Annotated in this window: 22 protein-coding genes; 5 read left to right on the forward strand and 17 right to left on the reverse strand. The window is 36.7% G+C overall.

Features of this window, described 5'->3' with window-relative positions:
* Positions 1-18 precede the first annotated feature (18 nt).
* From pgmB to F8153_RS14055, 7 genes are all read right to left on the reverse strand, one after another.
* Positions 19-672: a beta-phosphoglucomutase gene (pgmB, locus tag F8153_RS14025; RefSeq protein ID WP_151866991.1), complete on the reverse strand. Its 654-nt coding sequence runs from the start codon at positions 670-672 to the stop codon at positions 19-21.
* 511 nt (positions 673-1183) lie between these two features.
* Positions 1184-2344, reverse strand: a complete 1161-nt coding sequence (locus F8153_RS14030) for a pyridoxal phosphate-dependent aminotransferase (protein ID WP_151866992.1) — start codon at positions 2342-2344, stop codon at positions 1184-1186.
* Between the two features lie 18 nt (positions 2345-2362).
* A complete protein-coding gene (locus F8153_RS14035) occupies positions 2363-3088 on the reverse strand; it encodes an amino acid ABC transporter ATP-binding protein (protein WP_151866993.1) in 726 nt (241 codons plus the stop codon).
* A complete protein-coding gene (locus tag F8153_RS14040) occupies positions 3072-3734 on the reverse strand; it encodes an amino acid ABC transporter permease (RefSeq protein WP_151866994.1) in 663 nt (220 codons plus the stop codon). Before F8153_RS14040 ends, F8153_RS14035 begins: the two co-directional genes overlap by 17 nt.
* Positions 3735-3812: 78 nt before the next feature.
* Complete coding sequence (locus tag F8153_RS14045; protein WP_151866995.1) at positions 3813-4631, reverse strand: transporter substrate-binding domain-containing protein; 819 nt, start codon at positions 4629-4631, stop codon at positions 3813-3815.
* Between the two features lie 181 nt (positions 4632-4812).
* Positions 4813-6108 carry a nickel-dependent lactate racemase family protein gene (locus F8153_RS14050; RefSeq protein ID WP_151866996.1) on the reverse strand — a complete coding sequence of 432 codons (1296 nt, stop codon included), beginning with the start codon at positions 6106-6108 and terminating at the stop codon, positions 4813-4815.
* A 331-nt stretch (positions 6109-6439) separates the two neighbouring features.
* A complete protein-coding gene (locus F8153_RS14055; protein ID WP_151866997.1) occupies positions 6440-7300 on the reverse strand; it encodes a DegV family protein in 861 nt (286 codons plus the stop codon).
* A 287-nt stretch (positions 7301-7587) separates the two neighbouring features.
* On the opposite strand from F8153_RS14055, the gene ychF reads away from it, so the two are divergent.
* Positions 7588-8682, forward strand: coding sequence for a redox-regulated ATPase YchF (ychF, locus tag F8153_RS14060; protein WP_151866998.1), 1095 nt, complete (start codon positions 7588-7590; stop codon positions 8680-8682).
* 89 nt (positions 8683-8771) lie between these two features.
* Here ychF and F8153_RS14065 read toward each other — a convergent pair whose 3' ends face one another.
* The 4 genes from F8153_RS14065 to F8153_RS14080 all read right to left on the reverse strand — a co-directional run bounded on the left by F8153_RS14065 (position 8772) and on the right by F8153_RS14080 (position 13190).
* A complete protein-coding gene (locus F8153_RS14065; RefSeq protein WP_279237139.1) occupies positions 8772-11084 on the reverse strand; it encodes a heavy metal translocating P-type ATPase in 2313 nt (770 codons plus the stop codon).
* A 96-nt stretch (positions 11085-11180) separates the two neighbouring features.
* Positions 11181-11549, reverse strand: a complete 369-nt coding sequence (locus F8153_RS14070; protein WP_151866999.1) for an ArsR/SmtB family transcription factor — start codon at positions 11547-11549, stop codon at positions 11181-11183.
* 239 nt (positions 11550-11788) lie between these two features.
* Positions 11789-12601 (reverse strand): zinc transporter ZupT, encoded by an 813-nt coding sequence (gene zupT, locus F8153_RS14075; protein ID WP_151867000.1) that lies wholly within the window; start codon positions 12599-12601, stop codon positions 11789-11791.
* 109 nt (positions 12602-12710) lie between these two features.
* Positions 12711-13190 (reverse strand): metal-dependent transcriptional regulator, encoded by a 480-nt coding sequence (locus F8153_RS14080; protein WP_243136990.1) that lies wholly within the window; start codon positions 13188-13190, stop codon positions 12711-12713.
* A gap of 146 nt (positions 13191-13336) precedes the next feature.
* Here F8153_RS14080 and F8153_RS14085 point away from each other — a divergent pair, with 146 nt between their 5' ends.
* The 3 genes from F8153_RS14085 to F8153_RS14095 all read left to right on the forward strand — a co-directional run bounded on the left by F8153_RS14085 (position 13337) and on the right by F8153_RS14095 (position 17099).
* Positions 13337-13582 carry a FeoA family protein gene (locus tag F8153_RS14085; protein WP_151867001.1) on the forward strand — a complete coding sequence of 82 codons (246 nt, stop codon included), beginning with the start codon at positions 13337-13339 and terminating at the stop codon, positions 13580-13582.
* 17 nt (positions 13583-13599) lie between these two features.
* Complete coding sequence (gene feoB / locus F8153_RS14090; protein ID WP_151867002.1) at positions 13600-15747, forward strand: ferrous iron transport protein B; 2148 nt, start codon at positions 13600-13602, stop codon at positions 15745-15747.
* Between the two features lie 275 nt (positions 15748-16022).
* Positions 16023-17099: a YibE/F family protein gene (locus F8153_RS14095; protein ID WP_151867003.1), complete on the forward strand. Its 1077-nt coding sequence runs from the start codon at positions 16023-16025 to the stop codon at positions 17097-17099.
* Positions 17100-17171: 72 nt separating this feature from the next.
* On the opposite strand, the gene F8153_RS14100 is transcribed toward F8153_RS14095, so the two are convergent.
* From F8153_RS14100 to F8153_RS14110, 3 genes are all read right to left on the reverse strand, one after another.
* Positions 17172-18149: an MBL fold metallo-hydrolase gene (locus tag F8153_RS14100; protein ID WP_192929831.1), complete on the reverse strand. Its 978-nt coding sequence runs from the start codon at positions 18147-18149 to the stop codon at positions 17172-17174.
* Positions 18150-18302: 153 nt separating this feature from the next.
* Entirely contained in the window at positions 18303-19403 is a 1101-nt protein-coding gene (mutY, locus tag F8153_RS14105; protein ID WP_151867005.1) for an A/G-specific adenine glycosylase, read from the reverse strand.
* 97 nt (positions 19404-19500) lie between these two features.
* On the reverse strand, positions 19501-20364 hold the full coding sequence (locus F8153_RS14110) for a DMT family transporter (protein ID WP_151867006.1): 864 nt from the start codon (positions 20362-20364) through the stop codon (positions 19501-19503).
* Between the two features lie 203 nt (positions 20365-20567).
* Between F8153_RS14110 and F8153_RS14115 the strand changes: the two genes are divergently transcribed.
* Positions 20568-21788, forward strand: coding sequence for an MFS transporter (locus F8153_RS14115; protein ID WP_151867007.1), 1221 nt, complete (start codon positions 20568-20570; stop codon positions 21786-21788).
* Positions 21789-21880: 92 nt separating this feature from the next.
* Here the strand turns inward: F8153_RS14115 and F8153_RS14120 are convergent, their stop codons facing one another.
* From F8153_RS14120 to F8153_RS14125, 3 genes are all read right to left on the reverse strand, one after another.
* On the reverse strand, positions 21881-22609 hold the full coding sequence (locus F8153_RS14120; protein ID WP_330577797.1) for a metallophosphoesterase: 729 nt from the start codon (positions 22607-22609) through the stop codon (positions 21881-21883).
* A gap of 36 nt (positions 22610-22645) precedes the next feature.
* Positions 22646-22822: a hypothetical protein gene (locus F8153_RS16670; RefSeq protein WP_330577798.1), complete on the reverse strand. Its 177-nt coding sequence runs from the start codon at positions 22820-22822 to the stop codon at positions 22646-22648.
* 85 nt (positions 22823-22907) lie between these two features.
* On the reverse strand, positions 22908-23120 hold the full coding sequence (locus F8153_RS14125) for a hypothetical protein (RefSeq protein ID WP_151867008.1): 213 nt from the start codon (positions 23118-23120) through the stop codon (positions 22908-22910).
* Between the last annotated feature and the right edge of the window lie 30 nt (positions 23121-23150).

Raw genomic sequence — 23150 nt, forward strand, 5'->3', positions numbered from 1 at the left:
TTTAAATTCTATTATTGTTTAGTTAAATAGTTGCAATATCTGATCTGTTTCACATAGTCCTGGAATAACCATATCTGCCCCAATAAGATTGGAATTATCGCCTATCCCCACAGCATACATACCTGCCTTTTTTGCAGCTTCAATACCTGCATAGGCATCCTCAAATACAACGCATTCATCGGGGTTTCCTCCTAAAGCTTCAGCTGCTTTTAAAAACACCTCTGGATCTGGCTTAGGCCTTTCAACTAAATTTCCATCTATAATAGCATCAAATAAATCCTTAAGCTCTAGCCTTTCTAGAATGATTTGGGAATTTTTACTTGCTGTAGCTAAGGCTATTTTAATTCCATTCCTTCGCAACAATGTTAAAGTTTCAACTGTACCCTTTAATATCTCCCTCTTGTCTACTTTAGAAATATAGTCAATGTACCAGCTGTTTTTCATCCTACACAGTTCTTCTAGCCTATCTGATGGAAGGTTTTTTACGTTGCCAACCTCCAATAGTATTTCCAAAGACCGCATACGACTTACCCCTTTAAGCCTTTCATTATCAGCCATAGTAAATTCAAAGCCCAAGCCTTCAGCCAGCCTCCTCCATGCTTCATAATGATATTTAGCAGTATCTACAATAACCCCATCCATGTCAAATAGTGCATATCTATAGGATTTCATGAAAGCCCTCCGCATAAAACTAGTTTAGTTAAATATTTAAATCTAAAATTAGTATATAATAGATATATTACTGCACGTTACTTAAACGTTTAACTAACTTTAGTATACAACGCTATAATTTAACTGTCAATAATATTTTTCCATTGTTATCTGCTTTTTACTATGGAATTTGCCAAACCTTCAATTGTTTATTTGATAAATTTATTAATATTATATAAATCTCAATAAATTCAATGATGCTAAAGGAGCTAAGGTGTTTTTTTAGATTTCTATCATTTTAGAAAAGTACTTCATTAAAGAAGGAAAGGTGTCAACTTCAGTTTTTAGACTATAGTATTCATATCCTTTAGTAATTTATGATTTACTATTATATTACCTTCTTTTAATTTACATTTAAAAAACCCATACCTGTATATAGGTATAGGTTCAAATCATTTAAATAATAGCAGTCTTTAGAGATGTTAAAATTTCAAAAAGTTAATTTTAGTCTCACTAAGCACATCAAAATCTTCTAAGAAAAGATCTCCATTGCCGATATTCTATCGAAGGCTTCCTTTAGCTTATTCATGTCGACGGTACAGGCAAGCCTTATATAGCCTTCTCCGCTTTTACCAAAGGCATTTCCCGGTATCACCAGCACATGGGCCTCTTCTAATATCCTTTTACTAACCTCTTCAGATGTTAAGCCTGTTTCTTTGATATTAACAAACAGATAGAAGCTGCCCTGAGGTGGTAACACTGACATTTTGGGGATTTTACAGATTCTTTCATAGGCGTAAAATATCCGTTTATGATAGGATTCTATCAATTGGGGTTGAAACTTATCCCTAATTTTTAATGCATAGAGGGCCGCCCTTTGGGATATGGAGGGTGCAGAAAAGCATATTCCCTCATTTATATCTCTGAAGCATTCAATCATATATTTCGGTGCCAATAGATATCCGATCCGCCATCCTGTCATGGCATAATCCTTAGAAAAGCTTCCTATTGTAATGGTTCTTTCCTTCATGCCCTCCATCGTGGTCATAGGCAAAAAGGCTTTGCCGAAACTAAAGGCTCCATAGATGTCATCGGCAATTATTATCAGATCATACTCTATTGCAATTTTTGCAATTGCTTTTAGGGTTTCTTTACTATAGCAGGCTCCTGTGGGATTATTGGGGGTGTTTATAATTATAGCCTTAGTTCTATTGGTAATCAGATTCCTTAGTCCTTCAGCATCTACTTGAAAACCATCCTTTTCATAGGTTTCTAAGGGCACCATTTTTCCCCTAGCCAATTGAATCTGATTTTCATAGGGGGTGAAGAAGGGCTCAGGAACAATCACCTCGTCTCCATCATCTAAAATTCCTTCTAATACAAGATACATTCCATGACAGGCCCCTACTACAGCCATCACCTCTGACAATTCCAACGGATATCCGTAGACATCATGGTAATATTTTATAATCTCCTCCCTTAACTGAGGATCACCTAGGGAATCTGTATACTTGGTGTGACCTTCACAGGCATCCTTGTAGGCTGCATCAATAACATATTTGTCAGTAACCCAATCATGATCTCCTAAGCTGAGCTTAATGATATCTTGATATTTATATGCTAAGTCTACCACTTCTACCATAGGAGTAGTGATGGAATTCCAATATCTTTTTGATAGGAATTTATGCTTCATCTACACACCACTCCTTCCTTACTTTAAAACCTTACCAAGAAAGTCTTTTGTTCTTGGATGCTTGGGGTGAGTAAAAACCTCCTTAGGACAGCCCTCTTCTACAATCCTTCCTTCATCCATGAAAATCACCCTACTTCCCACTTCCTTTGCAAAACCCATTTCATGGGTAACAACAACCATCGTCATCCCCTCAGCTACTAATTCCCTCATAACCTGCAGCACTTCTCCCACCATTTCAGGATCCAGTGCAGAGGTAGGCTCATCAAAGAGCATCATATCCGGAGACATGGCCAGAGCTCTAGCAATGGCTATCCTCTGTTTTTGACCCCCTGACAGTTGATTGGGATAAACGAAGGCTTTATCTTCTAGACCAATTCTCTTTAGTAGAGTTAAAGCACCTTTTTCTGCTTCCTTCTTCTCCATTTTTTTCAGCTTCATGGGGGATAGAGTGATATTCTCCATTACCGTCATATGGGGAAATAGATTGAATTGCTGAAAAACCATTCCCATCTTCTGTCTTTGCTTGTTGATATTGTTGGTCTTGTCTGTAATAGATATCCCTTCAAAAACAATTTCTCCATCTGTGGGTTCCTCTAAGAGGTTTAAGCATCTCAGAAAGGTGCTCTTTCCCGATCCACTGGGTCCAATGATTACCACTACTTCTCCTTGGGAAATATTTATGTCAATATTCTTCAATACTTGAAGCTTACCAAATTCTTTATTTAAATTAGATACTTGAATCACCAGCCCTCATCCTCCTTTCTACAGAACCTAATAGTTTAGACAATCCAAAGGTAATGGTAAAATAAATTACCGCTGCCACCAGTAGGGGGGCAAAGGGCATATAGGTATTCCCCCTTACAGTATCAGCTTTATACATTAAATCATGGATCCCAACTACGGAAACAATAGCCGACTCTTTAATAAGAACAATGAACTCATTTCCTAGGGCAGGCAGAATATTTTTAAAGGCTTGAGGTATAATGATATATCTCATAGCCATACCATGGGGCATTCCCAATGATCTTGCCGCCTCCATCTGGCCTTTATCAATAGATTGTATCCCGGCTCGAATAATTTCAGCCACATAGGCTGCACTATTTAGAGAAACCGCTGCTATACCTAAAGTGATGTCTTCAAAATCCCATCCCACCAATCTCGGAAGACCATAATAAACAATATATAACTGCACTAATAGTGGGGTTCCCCTAATCAATTCTATATAACTAGATGCAAATCCCTTAATGATTGAATTCTTTGATAGCTTCATAAGGGCTATAAGTACCCCTAGCACTACTCCACAGATCACGCCAAAGAAGGAAAGAAAAAGGGTAACTGCTGTACCATCGATATAAAATTGATAATATTTACTCATAAATGAAAAGTCCATTGTTGTTATCTCCTTTACTTCTAATCAACTCATTTACCCTTTGCCCATTTATTGTAACTAAAATGATAATTGTTATTGTTATTCTTCTTCTGCTAAAGCTGTCGCTTCTTGAATGAATTTATCTATTGATCCATCATTAATAAGCTCTTCTAAGGTTTTATCTATTTCTGCCAGTAGGTCTGCATTTCCTTTGTTTACTGCTACCGCTACCCCATCCTCTTTTCCTAAGGTAAACTCTGGTACCATTAAATCTGTGTTCTGCTTTGCATAGGCCTCTGCAACAGGGGCTACTAAAACAATTCCATCGATCTTATTGTTCATAAGCTCTAATACTAGGTCAGTAATTTTGCCTAATGCTTTAACCTCTCCTGCCTCTAGTTTGTCTTTGGCAATATCCTCCTGCACTGTTGACTTCTGGGCACCAATCTTTAAGCCCTTTAAGCTTTCTATTGAATTTAAAGCTTCTGCATCCTCTGCCTTTATTAGTATTTTTTGTTCTGCTTGATAATATGGGATAGAAAAATCAACACTCTCTTTTCTATCTTCTCTTGGTACCATACCAGCAATAATGAAATCAATATCATCTGCCACTAAAGCCGCCAATAAACCGTCAAACTTCATATCCTTTATCTCCAGCTCAACCCCTATGTTTTCTGCTATAACCTTTGCAATTTCAATATCAAATCCAACTATTTCATCCTTACCGTTTATTTCCTTGTGGAATTCATAGGGGGGATAGTCGGCACAGGTACCTAAAACAATTTTTCCCTTGGCTTGAATTTTTTCAAGCTTTGTCATTTCCTTCTCACCATCATTAGCCTTAACACCACATCCTACAGCGGAAATTGCCAATGTAAGTATAAGTACCATTACCAATATTTTTTTTCCTGTTTTCATTCTTCTTCCTCCTCTTAATATTTATGAGTTATATTTATTCATCTTATTGTATCATTATACATACATCTTTATAATGATGCAATACTTTTTTTATAATTTTTTTAAAAATTTTCTTAATAAAAGCCCTTCTTTAGAAGGGCTCAGACCATCAAAAAGTATAAATACAATATAACCCTAGAACCTACAAAAAATCATTAAGTTTAGGTAGTGTATTGGCACCATAAGGCATAATATAAGTTTTAAGTGATTCTTTAGTTTTTTCCTTAGCTATTGAAAGAGCCTCCTCTAAGGTAGTGGTTATTTGTATATTAATGGATTCTAAGGATTGTGGATTAAGCTCCGAAACGAGAATTACTTTATAATCCTCAGCTATTTTTGAAATTAAAAATCCTGTATATTTAGCAATTGTATAATCAGCTCTTAAGGCTACTTCTCGTGAGTAATTATCCTTATAGTTCTGTATAATGTCTCGCACCTCTGCATCTCCAAAGCCTTCAATACATTGAGCCAACAAAATAATGGTTCCATCTTTTTTCACAGCCTCCTTAGCATTACTTAAGGCCTTTGAAGCTTGATATAGGTTTATATCCTTTGGATATCCGCCAGCTGATACTATGATTAAATCAGCTTTTCCCTTTATATAAACCCCATCTACTTCATTTACATTTTCTCGCCCTATTTCATGGGCCTCTATATAATGGCCTGCCACAGCTTGGCCAATATTACCCTTCTCATCCATGATTACATTAAACATAAAGGAGGGCTTCACCATAGCAGCTGCCTCCAGCATATCCATATGGATGGGGTTTTCAGCTGCAATTCCACAGCCTACCTTCAAATGAATCCCTCCCCCTATGGTTTTACTAAGGGAGAGACCATGGTTTGCCATAATGCTTTCATAGGAGGCAATTCCAGGAAGTATGGATTTTTTTCCACCACTCCAACCTGCTAGGTCATGATATACAATGGCTCCTGTCAATATTATATGATCACTTTCCATTGCTATTTTATTAATCCACACTGGAGTTCCATAGGTTGTCCTTCCCACATGAATCATATTTTTCTGATCTCTACAGTCATGGTCGATTACCTTAAAGCGTTGATAAAGTTCCTCTCCCAGAAGCTTAGAGTGTTCTTCTCTGCTTTGACGACGATGGGATCCTGTGGCACAAAGAAAGGTAATGTCCTCATCCCTTACTCCCCCTTTATACAGCTCTTCTATGATATAAGGGAGATAGAAGTTCATTTTTTGCCATGCCCTTGTAATATCCGATATAACAATACAGATTTTTTCTCCAGCAACAACAATTTCCTTAAGCCTTTGACTTCCAATGGGATTCTTTAACGCATTGAGTACAACCTCTTTTTCAGTTTGATGGTGGCTTAGCCCCTTACTCTCAATTAAGCCCATAAAATTCATATCAGATACCATCCCTAATACTTCCCTATTCCCATATTTTAATTTGAAGCTACCCATTTGACATCCCTCCTTCTCCTTTTAATCATATACTATATGAATCGTAATTTTAACCATTATATGTGTGTTATTATACATTTAAATGCATTTATATACATTATAATCATCCTGTATATTTAAGTCAATGTATTTTGTAATTTGTATGATGAATTATGTAACACTTGTTAAATGGTTGCTTCTGTATCGTATAACCATAAGAATCTAATAAACTAGTTAAAAACCGTGTTCATTAGGGAACACGGTTTTTACATACCAGAATTTTATGACGTTACTCTTCCTAGACTAAAGACTCAAAGCAACACTTGAGAACTTCAAAATAGAGTTATTGATTTTATTTGATCTCTTCTTTTGTATAATAGGCTATTCCTAAGGAACCGGGGCCTACATGAACCCCAATAACAGGTCCTATGGGACATATATCGACAACTCTTCCTACTATATCCTTAACCTTCGTTGCAATCTTATGGGCTTCTTCCTCACAATTGATGTGATGAATAATCACTTCACCAAGTCCATATTTCTTTACATCTTCAGAAAATATCTCTATCATCTTTTCTATGGATTTCTTAGTACTCCTCACCTTTGTGATTACATCGGTTTTACCATCAGCTACAGTTAAGATTGGCTTCAACTGCAATAAAGAACCTAATAATGCTTGGGCAGCCCCTATCCTTCCTCCCTTTTTCAAGTATTCTAGGGTTTGAGGGGTAAAGATAAACTTACTTCTTTTGATATTTTCCTTAACCATCACAACTACATCCTTTAAAGCCCTTCCTTCCTTTGCCCCCTTAGCCCCTGTTATGGCTGCATAGCCAAGCTGCATACAGTTGGACCTAGAATCAATAAGTTCTATACTAGCTTCAGGATATTTATCCATAATCATTTCCTTTACCATATGGGCAGTGCTATAGGTTCCACTCATTTCCGAGGAAATAAAAACTCCTAGTATCTCATCCCCATTATTAATAATTTCCTCAAAAATGCCATATACCTCTCCCACCAATGGCTGAGAGGATTTTGGAATGGTTTGTACCTTATCCAGCTTATTATAGAATTCCTCATTGGTGATTTCAGTTTCCTTAATAGCACAATCTTCAAAAACCACACTTAGTGGTAAAACCGTGATATCATACTCCTTTATGATTTCCTTTGGTATGTAAGAGGTACTATCCACAATTACTTTTATAGCCATCTGTTCATCTCCTTTTCAAATAAACCCTTGATCTAATATTCAATTTCTACATTAATAGACAAATTAATTAATCTATTATATCATTTTTAGAAGCATTTTTCATCAAAGCAATATGATGGATTGGATGTTTTATATTCTCTATTTTACTTAACCTCTTCATAAAGGCTTGATAAATATGATGTAAATATGATGATTGTCCATAAACTGTTGCTAAAAATTCTACTTTAGGTTATACTTTTATCTATGTGTATATGGACAAATTGAAGCCACATAGGAGGAAGATATACATGAAGCTAGGTATCGTTGGTTTGCCTAATGTAGGTAAAAGTACTTTATTTAATGCAATTACTCAGGCAGGAGCTGAATCTGCCAACTATCCCTTCTGTACCATTGAACCCAATATTGGGGTGGTTGCAGTACCAGATGAACGTTTAAAGTTTCTAAGGGATTTACACCAATCTCAAAAGGTTATACCTGCTGCTATAGAGTTCTATGATATAGCTGGTTTGGTTAGAGGTGCTAGCAAGGGTGAAGGCTTAGGAAATAAATTTTTATCCCATATCCGTGAGGTTGCTGCTATACTTCAAGTAATTCGATGCTTTGAAGATGACAATATCACCCACGTTGACGGAAACGTTAATCCTTTACGAGACATCGAAACCATTAATCTAGAATTAATCTTTTCAGATCTTGAAATGATAGAAAGAAGAATACAAAAAACTGAGAAATTAGCAAAGACTGATAAAAGCCTTTTTACTGAGTTAGACCTATTAAAAAGATTACAGGCTGCCTTTGAGGAGGGCTTGTCTGCCCGAAGCCTAGAATATTCTGAGGAAGAAGCAGATTTAGTAAAGGATTTTGGTCTTCTATCTATGAAGCCCATCATTTATGTGGCCAATGTGGCAGAGGATGAGGTTGCTGATGACGGACAAAATAATCCCCACGTACAAAAGCTAAGGGAGTTTGCCAGAACAGATCATGCAGAGGTTGTTGTGATCTGTGCAAAAATCGAAGCAGAGATTGCCGAGCTAGAGGAAGAAGAAAAGGCAATGTTTCTTGAAGAGCTAGGTTTAAAGCAATCAGGTTTAGACCGGTTAGTGAAGGCCTCTTATTCTCTTTTAGGCTTAATCAGTTATTTAACTGCCGGCCCTCAGGAAGTAAGGGCTTGGACTATTAAGAAGGGATCAAAAGCCCCTCAGGCTGCTGGTAAAATCCATACGGATTTTGAAAAGGGCTTTATTCGAGCTGAAGTCGTTGCTTATGACGACCTTGTAAGCTGTGGCAGTAATGCTGCAGCCAAGGAAAAGGGTCTTGTAAGGCTAGAGGGTAAGGAATATATTGTTAAGGATGGAGACGTAATATTATTTAGATTTAATGTATAGAAATTAGAACTAATCATTCACTAATAAAAACAACTATGGTCCGATGAACAATATCAGTCCTTAGTTGTTTTTTAGTATAACAGTTGCTTTTATAGATCCTTTACATTCAGTACCCTCATGGCATTCAATACGGCAAGTAATGCTACCCCCACATCGGCAAATACAGCTTCCCACATGGTTGCCAGACCACCAGCTCCAAGGAGCAATACCACTCCCTTTACCCCAAAGGCCAATATAATGTTTTGCCACACAATTGCCTTTGTTCTTTTTGCAATTTTGATAGCACTAACCAGCTTCATGGGCTCATCCGTCATTAATACAACATCGGCGGCTTCAATAGCTGCATCGGAGCCTAAGCCTCCCATGGCAACACCAATATCTGCTCTAGCCAACACAGGGGCATCATTAATGCCATCTCCTACAAAGACTAGCTTCCCCTTTGATGATTTCTGTCTTTCTAATAGCTCCACCTTTTCAACCTTCTGATTTGGCAACAGCTCTGCATACACTTCATCTAAACCAAGCTGATGGGCCACTTTCGTTCCCACCTCTTTGCTGTCTCCCGTTAGCATAACAGTCTTTTTAACCCCGATAGTCTTTAGTCCTTTAATTGCATTTTGAGAATCTTCCTTAATTTCATCGGAAATGATGATGTAGCCCGCAAAGCTTCCATCAATAGCAAGATATACAATGGTACCAATGGCCTCAACCTGTTTATAGGAAATCTTTTCTTTATCCATAAGCTTTATGTTACCTGCTAATATTTCCTTACCCTTCACTTGTACTTTAATACCGTAACCTGATAATTCATCATATTTTTCAATTATTTCCTTATTTACTTCTTTCCCATAAGCCTTCAGGATGGAGGTTGCAATGGGATGGTTAGAATAAGCCTCTGCAAAAGCGGCGTATCCTAACAATTCTTCTTTGGTAATATTCTTCATAGGATGTATCTCTGTTACCTTAAATACTCCCTTTGTTAGGGTGCCTGTTTTATCAAAAACCACCGTATCTACATTGTTTAATGCCTCTAGGTAATTGCCTCCCTTTACAAGAACTCCATTTCTCGATGCTCCACCAATACCTCCAAAGAATCCTAAGGGAATGGATATAACCAATGCACAGGGACAGGATATAACAAGGAATACCAAGGCCCTATAGACCCATTCTGAGAAGGAGGCACCTTCAATTACCAAAGGCGGAATAACCGCTAGGGCTAAAGCAGTATATACTACTGCTGGCGTATAGTATCTTGCAAACTTTGTGATGAAGTTCTCTGTGGGGGCCTTTTTGCTACTTGCATTCTGTACCAATTCTAGTATTTTGGACACCGTTGATTCTCCAAACTCCTTAGTCACTTTGATGGTTAATAATCCATTCTTATTAATAAATCCTCCCAGCACACTGCTATCCACTTCCACTTCCCTGGGTACAGATTCACCAGTTAAAGCCGATGTATCCACCATCGAAGTACCCTCTACAACAACACCATCTAAGGGCACCCTTTCTCCAGCCTTAACAATAATATAGTCCCCTACAGCCACTTCTTCTGGGTCTACCTTCTTTATATCATTTTCAATCTTTAGATTTGCATAATCAGGACGAATATCCATAAGATCTGCTATGGATTTTCTAGAACGATTTATTGCTAGGTCCTGAAAGAACTCTCCTATCTGATAGAACAACATAACCGCTACCCCTTCTGCCAATTCTCCAATGGCAAAGGCACCAATGGTTGCTACACTCATTAGAAAGTTCTCATCAAAAACCTGACCTCTCAGTATATTTCTTCCCGATTTTAGTAATACTTCCCCACCTACAAGTATATAGCTGATAAAGTATAGACCAAACTCCACTGGAGTAGACATTTCAAATATTAGTCCAATGGCAAATAGTAGGGCTCCAATACTTAAAGGGATTAGTTCTTTTTTATGATCTCCGCCTCCATGGCTATGTCCATGATGATGTCCGTCATGGTGATGTCCATCGTTTTTTTCATCTTCATCTATAACCTCCACATCAGGCTCTATTTCCTTTATGATGGCCGTTGCTTCTTTTGCAAGTCTTTCTAGATCTCTTCCTTTACCCTCAATAATCAGTTTGCCCGTTGCAAAGCCAATGTAAGCCTTATGAATGCCCTTTAGAGAGTTTAATTGATCTTCAATTTTTGAGGCGCAGCTTCCACAGGATAACCCCAACAGCACTAGGGTCTTCTTAGCTGCTTTATCAATGAACTTTTCCTTGACAATCACATGGGGTTCAAATCTATTAACCACATTTCTGACAGCAGCAACAATAGATTCAATCTTACCCTCGTCAACTATTTCGATAGCTAATGTTTTTGTAACGAAGTTTAAAGCTACTTCTTTAACTCCTTCTATTTCCCTTATGCCTACTTCTATCCTAGAAGTACAGCTAGCTCAGTCTAAGCCTTCTAGAATTAGCTCTTTTTTTATGATTCTGCTCATGCCATTTCCTCCAAACCAAATTATGTTATGTTACTTATGGTTGATATGATCAAAGCCTTGCTGAAAAATATTCATAACATGTTCATCATCTAAGGAATAATACATTATCTTTCCTTCCCTACGAAACTTGGCTAACCCTGATTGTTTTAAGATTCTTAGCTGATGGGATATAGCCGATAGATTCATTCCCAAAACTGCAGCAATATCACACACACACATCTCTGATTCAAATAAGGCATAGATTATCTTTATTCTGGTGGAATCTCCAAATACCTTAAATAGTTCAGCCAAGTCGTAGAGCTTTTCTTCCCGTGGCATTGATTCCTTTACATTATGAACAACATCCTCATGGATAATTGTACAACTACAAGTTTCTATCCCCTGCTTCTTATCTCCCATATAACCACCTTCCCTTCAATATATGAACACATATTCATATGTTCACTTATATTATATTCTCTACAGCAATATTTTGCAATTAGTTTTATAGGTTTTTTTAGAAGTTTTACCCCAAATTATACTACATCCTTTATGAAGGCCCATTATATGATCATCTGCAAGGGTTTTTTCATAGCTGGATTAAAGATACGCAAAACAATACCCCCTAATATCAGGGGGTATAGATAAAGTTATGATTCTTACGCAAATAATAAAAGGCTTAAGGCCATTACAACCATTCCTGAAATGAGACCATAAATGGCTATGTGATGCTCTCCATATTTTTCAGCCGTTGGAAGCAATTCATCCAATGAGATATAGACCATAATTCCAGCAACCCCAGCAAAAATAATTCCAAACATGGCATCATTGAAAAATCTCATCAATAAAAAGTACCCTACTATAGCTCCTAAGGGCTCAGACAGTCCTGAAAGAAAGGAATAAAAGAATGCCTTTTTCTTATTGCCAGTGGCAAAGAATATTGGTACAGAAACGGCAATCCCCTCAGGAATGTTATGAATGGCAATAGCAACTGCTATACTGATTCCCAAGGCTGGATCCTGAATAGCACTGGTGAAGGTGGCTAATCCTTCAGGAAAATTATGAATTGCAATGGCTAAGGCTGAGAACATTCCCATTCTTAACAAAGCAGAGTCATTGATCTTTTCTTTCTTCATATCCTTTACATCCCGGATTTCATGGGGATTTTCTGCACTAGGAACAAATTTATCTATGATGGCAATTAAGGCAATCCCTCCAAAGAAAGCAACGGTAGTTACCCAATATCCTTTTGTTGAGCCGTAAACTACTTCCAAAGAGGCCCTTGCCTTTACAAAAATTTCTACCATAGAAACATAAATCATGACTCCTGCAGAAAACCCTAAAGCTGCCGATAAAAACTTCTTGTTTGTTTGCTTGGTGTAAAAAGCCAAAGCACTTCCAATACCTGTAGATAACCCTGCAAATAAGGTAAGTCCGAAGGCAAATAACAATCTTTCTGTCGTTATATCCATAATCCATTCCCCTTTTAAATGTATATTCTATTGCTATTATAAATTACCCATTTCAATACTTCATAAACACCGTTAATTACTAAATTGCTTTCTAACATAATATACCCTTCTATTCGTCAGACTTTATTCTAAAAGCCTCATACTGTTTTTGAATTTCCGGATTTAGTTGTAGAAAATTATTAAATAAGTCTATGACTTCTAAAGTACGGGTGCTTACATCGTGCTCTATTAGTTCTGTATCCTTCAGCAAAGTTTCTTCTATGCCTAAATTCCTCAAAAACCTTTGTATAATTTCATGCCTTTTTAACAGAAACTCTCCTATGGTTTTCCCCTCTTGGGTTAGTTGGATAATTCCATATCTTTGATAGACTATCAATTCCAGTTCACTTAGCTTTTGTACAATCTTGGTTGCAGATGAAGGCCTAACATTTAGTTTCCTCGCCAATTGGTTGACTCGAATATAGCCATCCTTTATACAGGTCCTATAAATCATCTCTAAATAATCCTCCATACTTGAGGTTAAGAGCTTATTCTCTGAATTGAGGATTTGATAGCCTCGAACTGTATGAAATTCTTTATTCTTTTTCAAAATTACATTCCCCCTGTTTTAGAATTTTCTATGTAACAAGTTTAACGAATTCTTCATATCTTAGTTATTAGGTATAGCGAATAAAGTTTCCTACAACTAATTTATGATATAACCTTATAAAAAATTATGAGAAAGGGGTTTTTTACATGAATAAGAATTTAATATCACTTGATAAATTACCTGTGGGTTGTCTAGGCAAGGTAAAAAAGCTTATTGCAAATGGAATTACTCGTAGAAGAATGTTAGATTTAGGATTAATTGATGATACAACGGTAGAATCCTTGAGAAAAAGCCCAGCGGGGGACCCCATTGCCTATGAAATCAGGGGAGCTGTCATTGCTTTACGCTCCGAAGAAGCATCAAAAATCCTTGTTGAGTCAATTCAACAATAAGATAGGAGGTATCTTAAATGGGTCTAACGAAACAATCTACTGGTACAGGCGCATTAAAGGAAATGTTTGAAGTTCAATTGGAATCACCAGATGACAAAGTCATTGCCCTAGCAGGCAACCCTAATACCGGTAAAAGCACAGTATTTAATAGCCTTACTGGACTTAATCAGCACACCGGAAATTGGCCTGGTAAAACTGTTACCAATGCCCAAGGTAGGTACGTGCATCAAAACCAGAAATATATATTGGTTGATTTACCTGGAACCTACTCTTTATTAGCTAATTCTGTAGAAGAGGAAGTTGCTAGGGACTTTATCTGTTTTGGCAATCCCCATGCAACGGTAGTGGTTACAGATGCCACCTGTTTAGAGAGAAATCTCAATTTAGTCCTTCAAATTACAGAAATCACCAATAAAGTTGTGGTGTGTGTAAATCTGATGGATGAAGCCAAGAGAAAAAAAATTAAGATTGATCTCGAAAAACTATCTAAATTACTGGGAGTGCCTGTAGTGGGCACAACAGCCAGAAACGGAAAAGGGTTAAAAGAACTGAAGGACATGGTAGAAAAGGTTGCTTGTGGCGAAGTAAATCCTACACCCACGAAAATAAGCTATGATGAAGTCCTTGAAAAGGCCATAGAAGAAGTAGATCCTCATATTCATAAGTTAGTTGGCCATCAGATTAATAGTAAATGGGTATCTCTTCGTCTTATAGATGGAGATACCACCCTTTTAGATTCTATCAATAGCTTTCTGAAATACAACTTATCGGAGGATAATATGTTACACATGAAATTAGAGGATGCTGGCACCAAGCTAAAGGCAGAAAATATTATGCTAGCAGATTTACGAGATATTATTGTTTCAAGTATTGTTAAGACTGCAGAAAATATTAGTAAGGAAGTTGTTTCTATAGAAAATGAAGCCTATAATCAGTTGGATCGTAAAATTGATAGTGTATTAACTTCTAGGCTATTTGGTATACCCATTATGGTTTCTCTTTTAGGCTTGGTTTTTTGGCTTACAATAGCTGGAGCCAATGTTCCTTCAGCTATGTTGGCGGATGGCTTATTTTGGATTGAGGGTCATCTAACTTCATTCTTTAGTTGGCTTGGTACCCCTGTATGGATACATGACATTCTTGTATTAGGGATTTATCGTACATTAGCCTGGGTTGTTTCTGTAATGCTTCCCCCAATGGCAATTTTCTTTCCATTGTTTACCCTACTAGAGGACCTAGGTTATCTACCTAGAGTGGCTTTTAACCTAGATTATTATTTCAAAAAGGCTTGTGCCCATGGAAAACAGGCTCTAACCATGTGTATGGGCTTTGGCTGTAATGCCGCTGGAATAATAGCCTGTAGAATCATCGATTCTCCACGGGAGCGATTAATCGCCACCATTACCAACAATTTTGTTCCTTGTAATGGGAGGTTTCCAACCTTAATTGCTTTAGCCAGTATATTTATCGCTGCTTCAGCTGGAGCCTTTAGTTCATTTGCAGCTACCTTGGCAGTTTTAGCAACCATCATATTAGGAGTTATAATAACCCTTTTCATCTCAAAATTATTGTCTAAAACCATATTAAAGGGATTACCTTCTTCCTTTACTTTAGAGTTACCCCCCTATAGGAAACCCCAGGTAGGAAGAATTATTGTTCGTTCGGTTTTTGATCGTACTTTATTCGTACTAGGTCGTGCAGTTGTGATTGCAGCTCCTGCTGGCTTGGTTATCTGGGTTATGGCCAATATTACTATTGGTGATGCTAGCATACTTACTCTTTGCGCACAATTTTTAGATCCCTTTAGCAGATTATTAGGCTTAGATGGATATATCATGATGGCATTTATATTAGGTCTGCCTGCTAATGAAATTGTGATTCCCATTTTGATTATGAGTTACATGTCAAAGGGATCTATGCTAGAGTTAGACAGCCTAGCTGAAATGAGACAATTATTCATAGATAATGGTTGGACTTGGCTTACAGCAGTTTGTACAATGCTATTCTCATTAAATCATTGGCCCTGTGGTACTACTCTTTGGACCATCCGTAAAGAAACCCAAAGCTGGAAATGGACGGGAGTTTCCTTCTTAGTTCCAACTATCACAGGTATTGTAGTATGCTTTATAGTAGCTCAAGGGGTAAAATTATTGGGACTGATATAATTTCAAAAAAACTTTGTAGATTTTATAGAGCTACTAACTAGTATCTTAAATATATTTAACTAATTTAACTAAAAACACTTTGCTCAAATAATCAGAGTAAAGTGTTTGATTTTGTATTTATTTAGCCATCTGACCTCCTTCAGCTTAGTAACTAAGTAAAATATATTTTAAGCAATAAAGGATATTTATACGATAATTTTGTGGTGGATTTGAATCATAACTTAATCAAATGCAGCATATCTATCTTTAAGAAGACAAGCTATAAGGAGGATAAAATGGAAAAGAAATCAATCATAATTCTTTTAATGATCATGATAATATTTGGATTTAATGTTTACTACAGCTATGGTGAAGAAGTAAGACAATATGAGAAGTATAAAGCAGTAATCACGGATATTAAAGAAAGAATTGAAAATAGGAGTAGAATTTATACAATCGAGGCGAGATTTATTGATGGTCCTTATGAAAATAAAACTATTGATTTTAATCATTTACCTATAGAAGGAACAAGCTCTGATGTTTCATTAAGAAAAGAGATGACTATCATTGTTAGCGTTCAATTGTTGGATGACAGAATAGATTCTGTGAGTTTGTATGATGTAGAAAGAAGAGGAGTGTTAAAAGTACTAGCCGTTATCTTCATCTCCTTATTGATTATCTTTGGAGGATTTAAGGGGATACGAGCAGCAGTTTCATTGACATTAACATTAATACTAATTCTATTCTGCTTAGTTCCCTTGATATTAAAAGGATTTAATCCTTTATTGGCCTCAATTTTGACTGCATCCTTAGCTATCCTTATCAACTTTATTCTTATTGGTGGATTTAGCAGAAAAAGCTTTTGTGCAATAATTAGTACGATAGGTGGGACAGTAATTGCCGGTTTATTTGCATATCACTTTGGCAATCTTATGGCCTTAACAGGTGTTTCTGAGGATACTATTCAAACCTTTATAAGCTATTCAAATATTAAAATAGATTACCGTGGCCTCTTGTTTAGTGGAATTATTATTGGAGCAATAGGGGCCATTATGGATGTGAGCATGTCTATTATCTCCTTCATATTTGAAATGAAGGATAAATACCCCACAACTACTCCACAATCCCTTTTTAAATCAGGACTTAATGTGGGAAAGGACATGATGGCAACAATGGCTAATACACTAATTCTAGCATATGCAGGTGCTTCATTACCGATTTTTTTACTTTTTACCACTATGGAGGTTTCTTTTATAGATGCCATAAACCTAGAATTTATCTCAGAAGAAATTCTTCGTTCCTTATGCGGAAGTATTGGTTTAATATCAACAATTCCCCTAAGCTCCTTTATTGCTTCAATAAAAGCCAGGTGAAGCTTATAAAACATAAAATTGCCTATAATAGGTATCCGTTTCCTATTATAGGCAATTTTCTTCTTGTTTAGTTTAAACACTAAAAAGGAGTAATCCTTTTTCCTTCTTCAAAGTAGCTCTATTTTTATAAACTAAAAACTCTAAATGACTCATGGCTTCCCCTAGGGCAAAGGATTTTTGAGGTGGGGGAAAGCTGGCCCATGAATCAAAGGGAATTTTCCAACTCATTCCTTCTGCTACTTCCACCACTGTCATAGATCTTTCTGCCTCCCTCAAAATATTTTCTACCTCTTGAAGTCTAATCTCATGATGGGCAATTAATTCATCAATTCTCCCTCTGTGGTCTCTAATAACATTTCTATGGGATGGGAGAGTGAGATTTATATCTAAAGAGGAAATCTTTTTAAGGCTATGGATATACTGGTTAAGAATTACTGGGTACTGAAACCCCCAAAAGCCAATATTAGGAGTAATAGGGTTTAAAATATGGTCTCCTGAAAAGTAGATTTTGTGTTGAGGCTCGTATAAATTAATCATATGGGGGGTATGGCCTGGTACTGCAATAATCTCCAGCTTGTAATCCCCTATTGAAATAGTTTCTCCCTCTTCTATTGGGGTATAATCAAAATCTTCATTAGGGGCATAGAGTCTCCCGGGGTGTTTATCAAAAAAGCCACCTTCTACCCTTTGCCCAAAGGCCTCCAATTGTTTCTTCATAGCAATCCAATTGTCCTCCTTCATCAATCCTTTGGTGGCTGCTCCATCTCCCCTACTCATATAGATTTGCCCTCCCCTTTTAAAAACCAAATGGGCAAGGCCAGAATGATCGGAATGAAGATGAGTAATTACCACCTTAGATTTTGGAATATCCACTTGCAACTCTATTAAGTTCTTTATAAAGGCTTCTTGACTTTCTTTACAATTAAAACCCGTATCAATAATTAAGTTCTCATCCTCCCCCTTGATTACATAACTGTTTAAAGCCCTAAGGGGATTATTGGGAAGGGGAACCTCACAGCGGAAAATATTTCTAAACAACTCTTCAATCATTAGATTCATCCTTTTTGTTTTATCTTTTTTATGTTTTTTAAGCCTACCTCTATTATAGTACACTGATTTATTATACAACAACCCTTAAACTAGAATCTATTGAGGTAAAAGCATAATGACCAGCTTATTAGAGAGCTGGTCATGAATATTGGTTTATATAGATTCATTTGTAGTTGGATCAAATCCATCAATTAATTGCCTTCGAAATTCCTTGAAGGCCGAAGCCATAGAGTACTCTCTAAGGAGTTCCTCTTTGGTAACCCACATCAAGTCTCTTTCCATATCTTGTACTTCTTCAACAGCTAAATAATATCCAGATAAAATCCATTGTATATGGGTGAAGATGGCCTTTGAGTTTTTTAATGGTTGGCACTCAATAACCTTCAAGCCCCACTCCTTTAACAGCTTGGTTAACTCTACACTTGATTTTTTTCCTTCTATATTGGGAAATTCCCATAGATCCTTTAACAGCTTGGAATGTGTTCTTTTCTTGATGGCAAATCTACCCTTATGCTCCATCAGTAATACCGTTATTTCCTGTTGTTTTTTTTCAGCCCTTGGTGATTTAATGGGTATTTCATTTTGCAATCCCTTTTCATAGGCTATGCATTCAGCTATTATGGGGCAGTTAAAACAATCTGGCTTAGAGTTGGGTTTGCAAATGATAGCTCCAACCTCGATTAGAGCTTGATTAAAATTTCCAATATCAACTGCTGGAAGTAGACTCTTAACCTGATGGATAATCTCCCTTTTCACTTTAGCATCCTTAATATCCATTGTACTGCCAGTTAGTCTAGCCATCACCCTTAAGACATTTCCATCTACTGCAGCCACCCTTTCTCCAAAACATATGGAAGCAATTGCCCCAGCAGTATACTCTCCAATTCCCTTTAATTCCATAAGCTCCTTTGCCCTCTTGGGGAAAGCCCCTGCATGCTTTTCCATCAGGAATTTTGCTGTTTCCTTCATATTTCTAACTCTGCTATAATACCCCAAACCCTCCCAAAGCTTTAATAGTTGATGGTCTTCTACCTCAGCCAATGCCTTTAGGTTGGGGAGCCTATCGATAAAGCGTTTGTAATAGGGAATCACAGTATCTACCCTAGTTTGTTGTAGCATGATTTCAGATACCCATATCTCATAGGGTGAAGAACTTCCCCTCCAAGGCATTTTCCTTTGATGGTTTTTATACCATTGGAGAAGTTTTCTTTGAAATTCAGTTATTTTATCCTCTTGAAATAATCTTGTTTCCATTCTTATTCACTCATCCCTTTTTAGTTATATTAATATCCTTTTAGGGGGTAGTGCTGACTTTTTTACTCCTATATATATGAAAAGAAAACCTAGCTATCTATTCCGAAAGGCTGCTTACGGCTTTTGCTTTAGCTGTAACATAATAGTTGATGATACCAGCTACTATAATTAAGGCCCCTCCTAAAAAGGATAAAAAATCAGGTATTTCTGACCATAAAACAATACCCCATAGGCTTGAGAATAGGATATTAATATAGGTGTATACAGAAAGCTCTGAAGCAGGGGCAAGCTTGTAGGCCGTTGTCATGAAAAACTGGGCCAGAAATGCTGAAATACCAATACTTAATAAGCCTAAAGATTCTGTTAGAGATGGCATAACCACCCCTTCAATCATCATAAAGGGTATGAGCAGGATGCTGGATACCAAACAAAAGTAAAAAATGATGACAATGGGTTTGTCGGTTGCGGACAGCTTTCTAATAATGGTGTAGGCTGCACCTGCAAAAACAGCAGATAAAAGGGCGAGTAGCCCTGGGATGATGGTTATGTCGAAGGTTGGTTTAATGATAATTACCGCCCCCAATAGACTCACCAAAATGGCTAGCTTCTGCCCAGTCTTAATTCTTTCTTTTAAGAAGGCCACTGCAAAAATCATAACGAAGAAGGGAGATAGTTTATTTAAAATAACAGCATCTGCCAGGGGTAGCCTTTCAAGGGCAGCATAGTATAACCCCACACCTGAAAGGCCTAGAATTGCCCGTAAAAGCATCCACAAGGGCTGATGTACTTTTATGCTGGTTTTTGTTCTAATCAGAGTTATAGAAACAGCCAAAAGGCCTATAAAGTTTCTAAAGAACATCTTTTCTGTCAATGGTAAATTAGGCACACTCTTAACGGAAGCTGCCATCACTGAGAAGAAAAATGCTGATATGATCATATATAAAATTCCTTTGTTTTTCATGTTCTCACCTCACAAATCATTATTATAACATATTTATCAGTCGTTGGATATTTCCTTTGAACTCTAGCTGGCAAGGAAGTTTTTTCTTTTTCCTCCTTTAATGTTTAAGAGCTGATTATAACAGAATTAATTTCTGTAATCAAATATTTAGTAAAGCTGAATTTTCTTTTGCTTTTCTGTCTTATAAATTATATAATTTATCTATGAGCTATCGAAATTTAAACCCAATCATAAAAAAATTCATATTCGTTGTTTTTCTATATGGCCTTACCTCTGCCTCCTTTAATGGCTTTTTCGGTATATATGTAAAGGAGCTGGGCTATTCCGAAAGCATTGTTGGTACAATCCTTTCTTTAAGAAGATTTTCAGTAGGTATAATGGCTTTTGTTATTGCCATTCTTGCAGAGAAAATCGACCATAAAAAAACCCTTTTGCTGGGGCTTATTACCGTCGGCCTTAGCAGTATTTTCATTGTTCTAGTGGAGAATGTTAATCTGATGAAGGTAATGGCTGTGGTCTTTGGATTTGGCCAGGCCGCCATGATGACTGTAGAGTCGCCTTTTATCTACAATCAAACTGACATAGAGGAGAGAGTTCACGCCTTCAGTTTGACCTTCGCCACAAGGAATGCTGCTTTCATGACGGGTTCTTTACTTACAGGATTTTTAGCAGATTACTTCTCAGAAAAAGTAGGTGCTGGTGCCATTTCTATACGATATGCCCTTATTGTTATAAGTATTATCAGTCTTATTGCTATATTTCCACTTAGTAGGTTAAAGCCAAAGCCTGTTGTAGTGACTAAGAAATTGAACCTTCGAGAATTCAATGGGTTTTTTACCAAAGTTAATGTCCTATTTCTATCCTATACTGGTTTCATTGGTTTAGGAGCTGGCCTTGTGGTTCCTTTCTTTGGTGTGTATCTAAAATATATGTTGGATACCACCGATAGTATAGTGGGGTTAATCCTTAGTTTCGCTCAGCTAGGAACAGTCTTTGGAGGCCTTAGTGTGCCCTTCTTAAGTCGTCGTATAGGAAATTATAAAACCATTGTTGCAACACAGCTTTTAAGTATTCCTTTACTGATTGCCATTGGACTTCCTCAAGGCATCGTTATTGTAGCCATAGCTTTCTTCCTGAGAAGTTCGTTGATGAATATGGGACAACCCCTTATTCGGAATATCTCTATGCATATAGTGGATGACCACCATCGACCTTTGATGAGCGCTATGCGAGCTATGCTGAATAATTTGTCACGGGCTTTAGGAATTTTTCTGGGTGGCCGAATTATGGGGATCTTCACCTATAACACTCCCTATATTTTCACAATTCTATTTTATCTTATTGGTACATCTATCTTCTTTACCATCTTTAAAAAAGAGATTCTTAAAAACAAATCCATATATCAAGAATCTCAGGCTAAATAATAGGCTAATACCAATGTAAATAAACAAAATAAAGAACTATCTATAGATAATTACCATAGATTGTTCTTTTTTATTATTACATCATTGATTGGTTAAGGATTTTTCTGTTTTATTTGCTCTTTTTCCTCTTTTTTTATACAGTTAGAAGAGAAGTACTCTTTTAGCTTTCTAGGCCCTGCAAGCAGGTCTCTACCAATGTACAATATCCCATCATCCTTAGTTTTAACACTCCATTTTACTAGACAAATACTCCCATCAGTAATTTCTATACCGGTAATGCCTTGGGGATGTACACAGCTACCATCATTAAAATAGGGTGGTTCATCAATTTCAGGAAACATGGGTCTATGATTGTGGCCTGCAATCAGCATATGCTTCTCTTTTATTACCCATTGGGTCAGTCTTCTGGCCACTGCCTCTTTTTTCTTGTAGTTTTTGGCAGTTCGAGTAGTATCATTTACCCCAAAGGCCTCTAAAGGTCTCCATAGGAATCTTACTAAAAATTTACTTAAACTCCATAATTCATAATTTAAAAAATCAACTTGATGACCATGAATTAGAAAAATTTTATCTTCTGTTAATCTATGTTTTAAAATTAAGCCTTCATGAACCTTTATTTGTCTATATAGTTTATTGTACCTTTTTTGCCTTTCACTTATATATTTGTTAATCATTTTTCTTTTGAATTTATAGTATCTTTTCTCGATATCATGGTTTCCATAAATAAAATAGAGCCTGTCTTCATGGTAAAACTTTGAAAATAGCTGAAAGATATCGGTATACTCATAGATGATGTCAGAAAGTCTACTATTTTGCCACAACTCATCCCCATCACCTAACTCGATATATGTGTAATTCTACCTATAATAGTGACTTAGTGCAGCAAAGAAAATATTTCGATTTTTTGAAAAGGTATCTGCCCAATCTCCATTACCCCTATGGCAATCGCTCATGAAGATGATTCTCGATGAATCATCAAAGGGTATTTCTTCAGCTGAATAAAAAATCTTAGACAAGCGATCTAATTTATCCATCTTTCCCCCTACAAGGTTGAATTTCTTTATATTGAAATATATTCTATATTTCATAAATTAATAACTTCAACACTGGAAAGAAAGATTAGCCCGCAGCCTTTATGATCTCCTCTAACCCTGTCTCTTTGTTTTCTTTAACATCAGATTTCTTAAATTTCCTTTTTAATCTCGCCAGAAATGATAATGAATAATCCCTTAGCTGGGGAGCAAGGATTATTATAAAGGTAAACATAAATGTCAATATCACAAAAGTCCAAATATTAAGAACTAAATTTGCAAAGCTATTAGCCAATAACATTTAATCAGCTCCAAAATATCTTTTCTAATA

Origin of the sequence: Alkaliphilus serpentinus (assembly GCF_009017255.1) — a bacterium.
Classification (GTDB): domain Bacteria; phylum Bacillota; class Clostridia; order Peptostreptococcales; family Natronincolaceae; genus Alkaliphilus_D; species Alkaliphilus_D serpentinus.

Coding starts and splice junctions, on each gene's coding strand:
- zupT (WP_151867000.1), bottom strand. CDS start 12,601: ATGGATATAACGACAGAAAGATTGTTATTTGCCTTCGGACTTACCTTA.
- F8153_RS14100 (WP_192929831.1), bottom strand. CDS start 18,149: ATGATTGAAGAGTTGTTTAGAAATATTTTCCGCTGTGAGGTTCCCCTT.
- F8153_RS14045 (WP_151866995.1), bottom strand. CDS start 4,631: ATGAAAACAGGAAAAAAAATATTGGTAATGGTACTTATACTTACATTG.
- feoB (WP_151867002.1), top strand. CDS start 13,600: ATGGGTCTAACGAAACAATCTACTGGTACAGGCGCATTAAAGGAAATG.
- F8153_RS14040 (WP_151866994.1), bottom strand. CDS start 3,734: ATGGACTTTTCATTTATGAGTAAATATTATCAATTTTATATCGATGGT.
- F8153_RS14125 (WP_151867008.1), bottom strand. CDS start 23,120: ATGTTATTGGCTAATAGCTTTGCAAATTTAGTTCTTAATATTTGGACT.
- F8153_RS14115 (WP_151867007.1), top strand. CDS start 20,568: ATGAGCTATCGAAATTTAAACCCAATCATAAAAAAATTCATATTCGTT.
- F8153_RS14095 (WP_151867003.1), top strand. CDS start 16,023: ATGGAAAAGAAATCAATCATAATTCTTTTAATGATCATGATAATATTT.
- F8153_RS14055 (WP_151866997.1), bottom strand. CDS start 7,300: ATGGCTATAAAAGTAATTGTGGATAGTACCTCTTACATACCAAAGGAA.
- F8153_RS14030 (WP_151866992.1), bottom strand. CDS start 2,344: ATGAAGCATAAATTCCTATCAAAAAGATATTGGAATTCCATCACTACT.
- ychF (WP_151866998.1), top strand. CDS start 7,588: ATGAAGCTAGGTATCGTTGGTTTGCCTAATGTAGGTAAAAGTACTTTA.
- F8153_RS14085 (WP_151867001.1), top strand. CDS start 13,337: ATGAATAAGAATTTAATATCACTTGATAAATTACCTGTGGGTTGTCTA.
- F8153_RS16670 (WP_330577798.1), bottom strand. CDS start 22,822: ATGGATAAATTAGATCGCTTGTCTAAGATTTTTTATTCAGCTGAAGAA.
- F8153_RS14050 (WP_151866996.1), bottom strand. CDS start 6,108: ATGGGTAGCTTCAAATTAAAATATGGGAATAGGGAAGTATTAGGGATG.
- F8153_RS14110 (WP_151867006.1), bottom strand. CDS start 20,364: ATGAAAAACAAAGGAATTTTATATATGATCATATCAGCATTTTTCTTC.
- pgmB (WP_151866991.1), bottom strand. CDS start 672: ATGAAATCCTATAGATATGCACTATTTGACATGGATGGGGTTATTGTA.
- mutY (WP_151867005.1), bottom strand. CDS start 19,403: ATGGAAACAAGATTATTTCAAGAGGATAAAATAACTGAATTTCAAAGA.
- F8153_RS14070 (WP_151866999.1), bottom strand. CDS start 11,549: ATGGGAGATAAGAAGCAGGGGATAGAAACTTGTAGTTGTACAATTATC.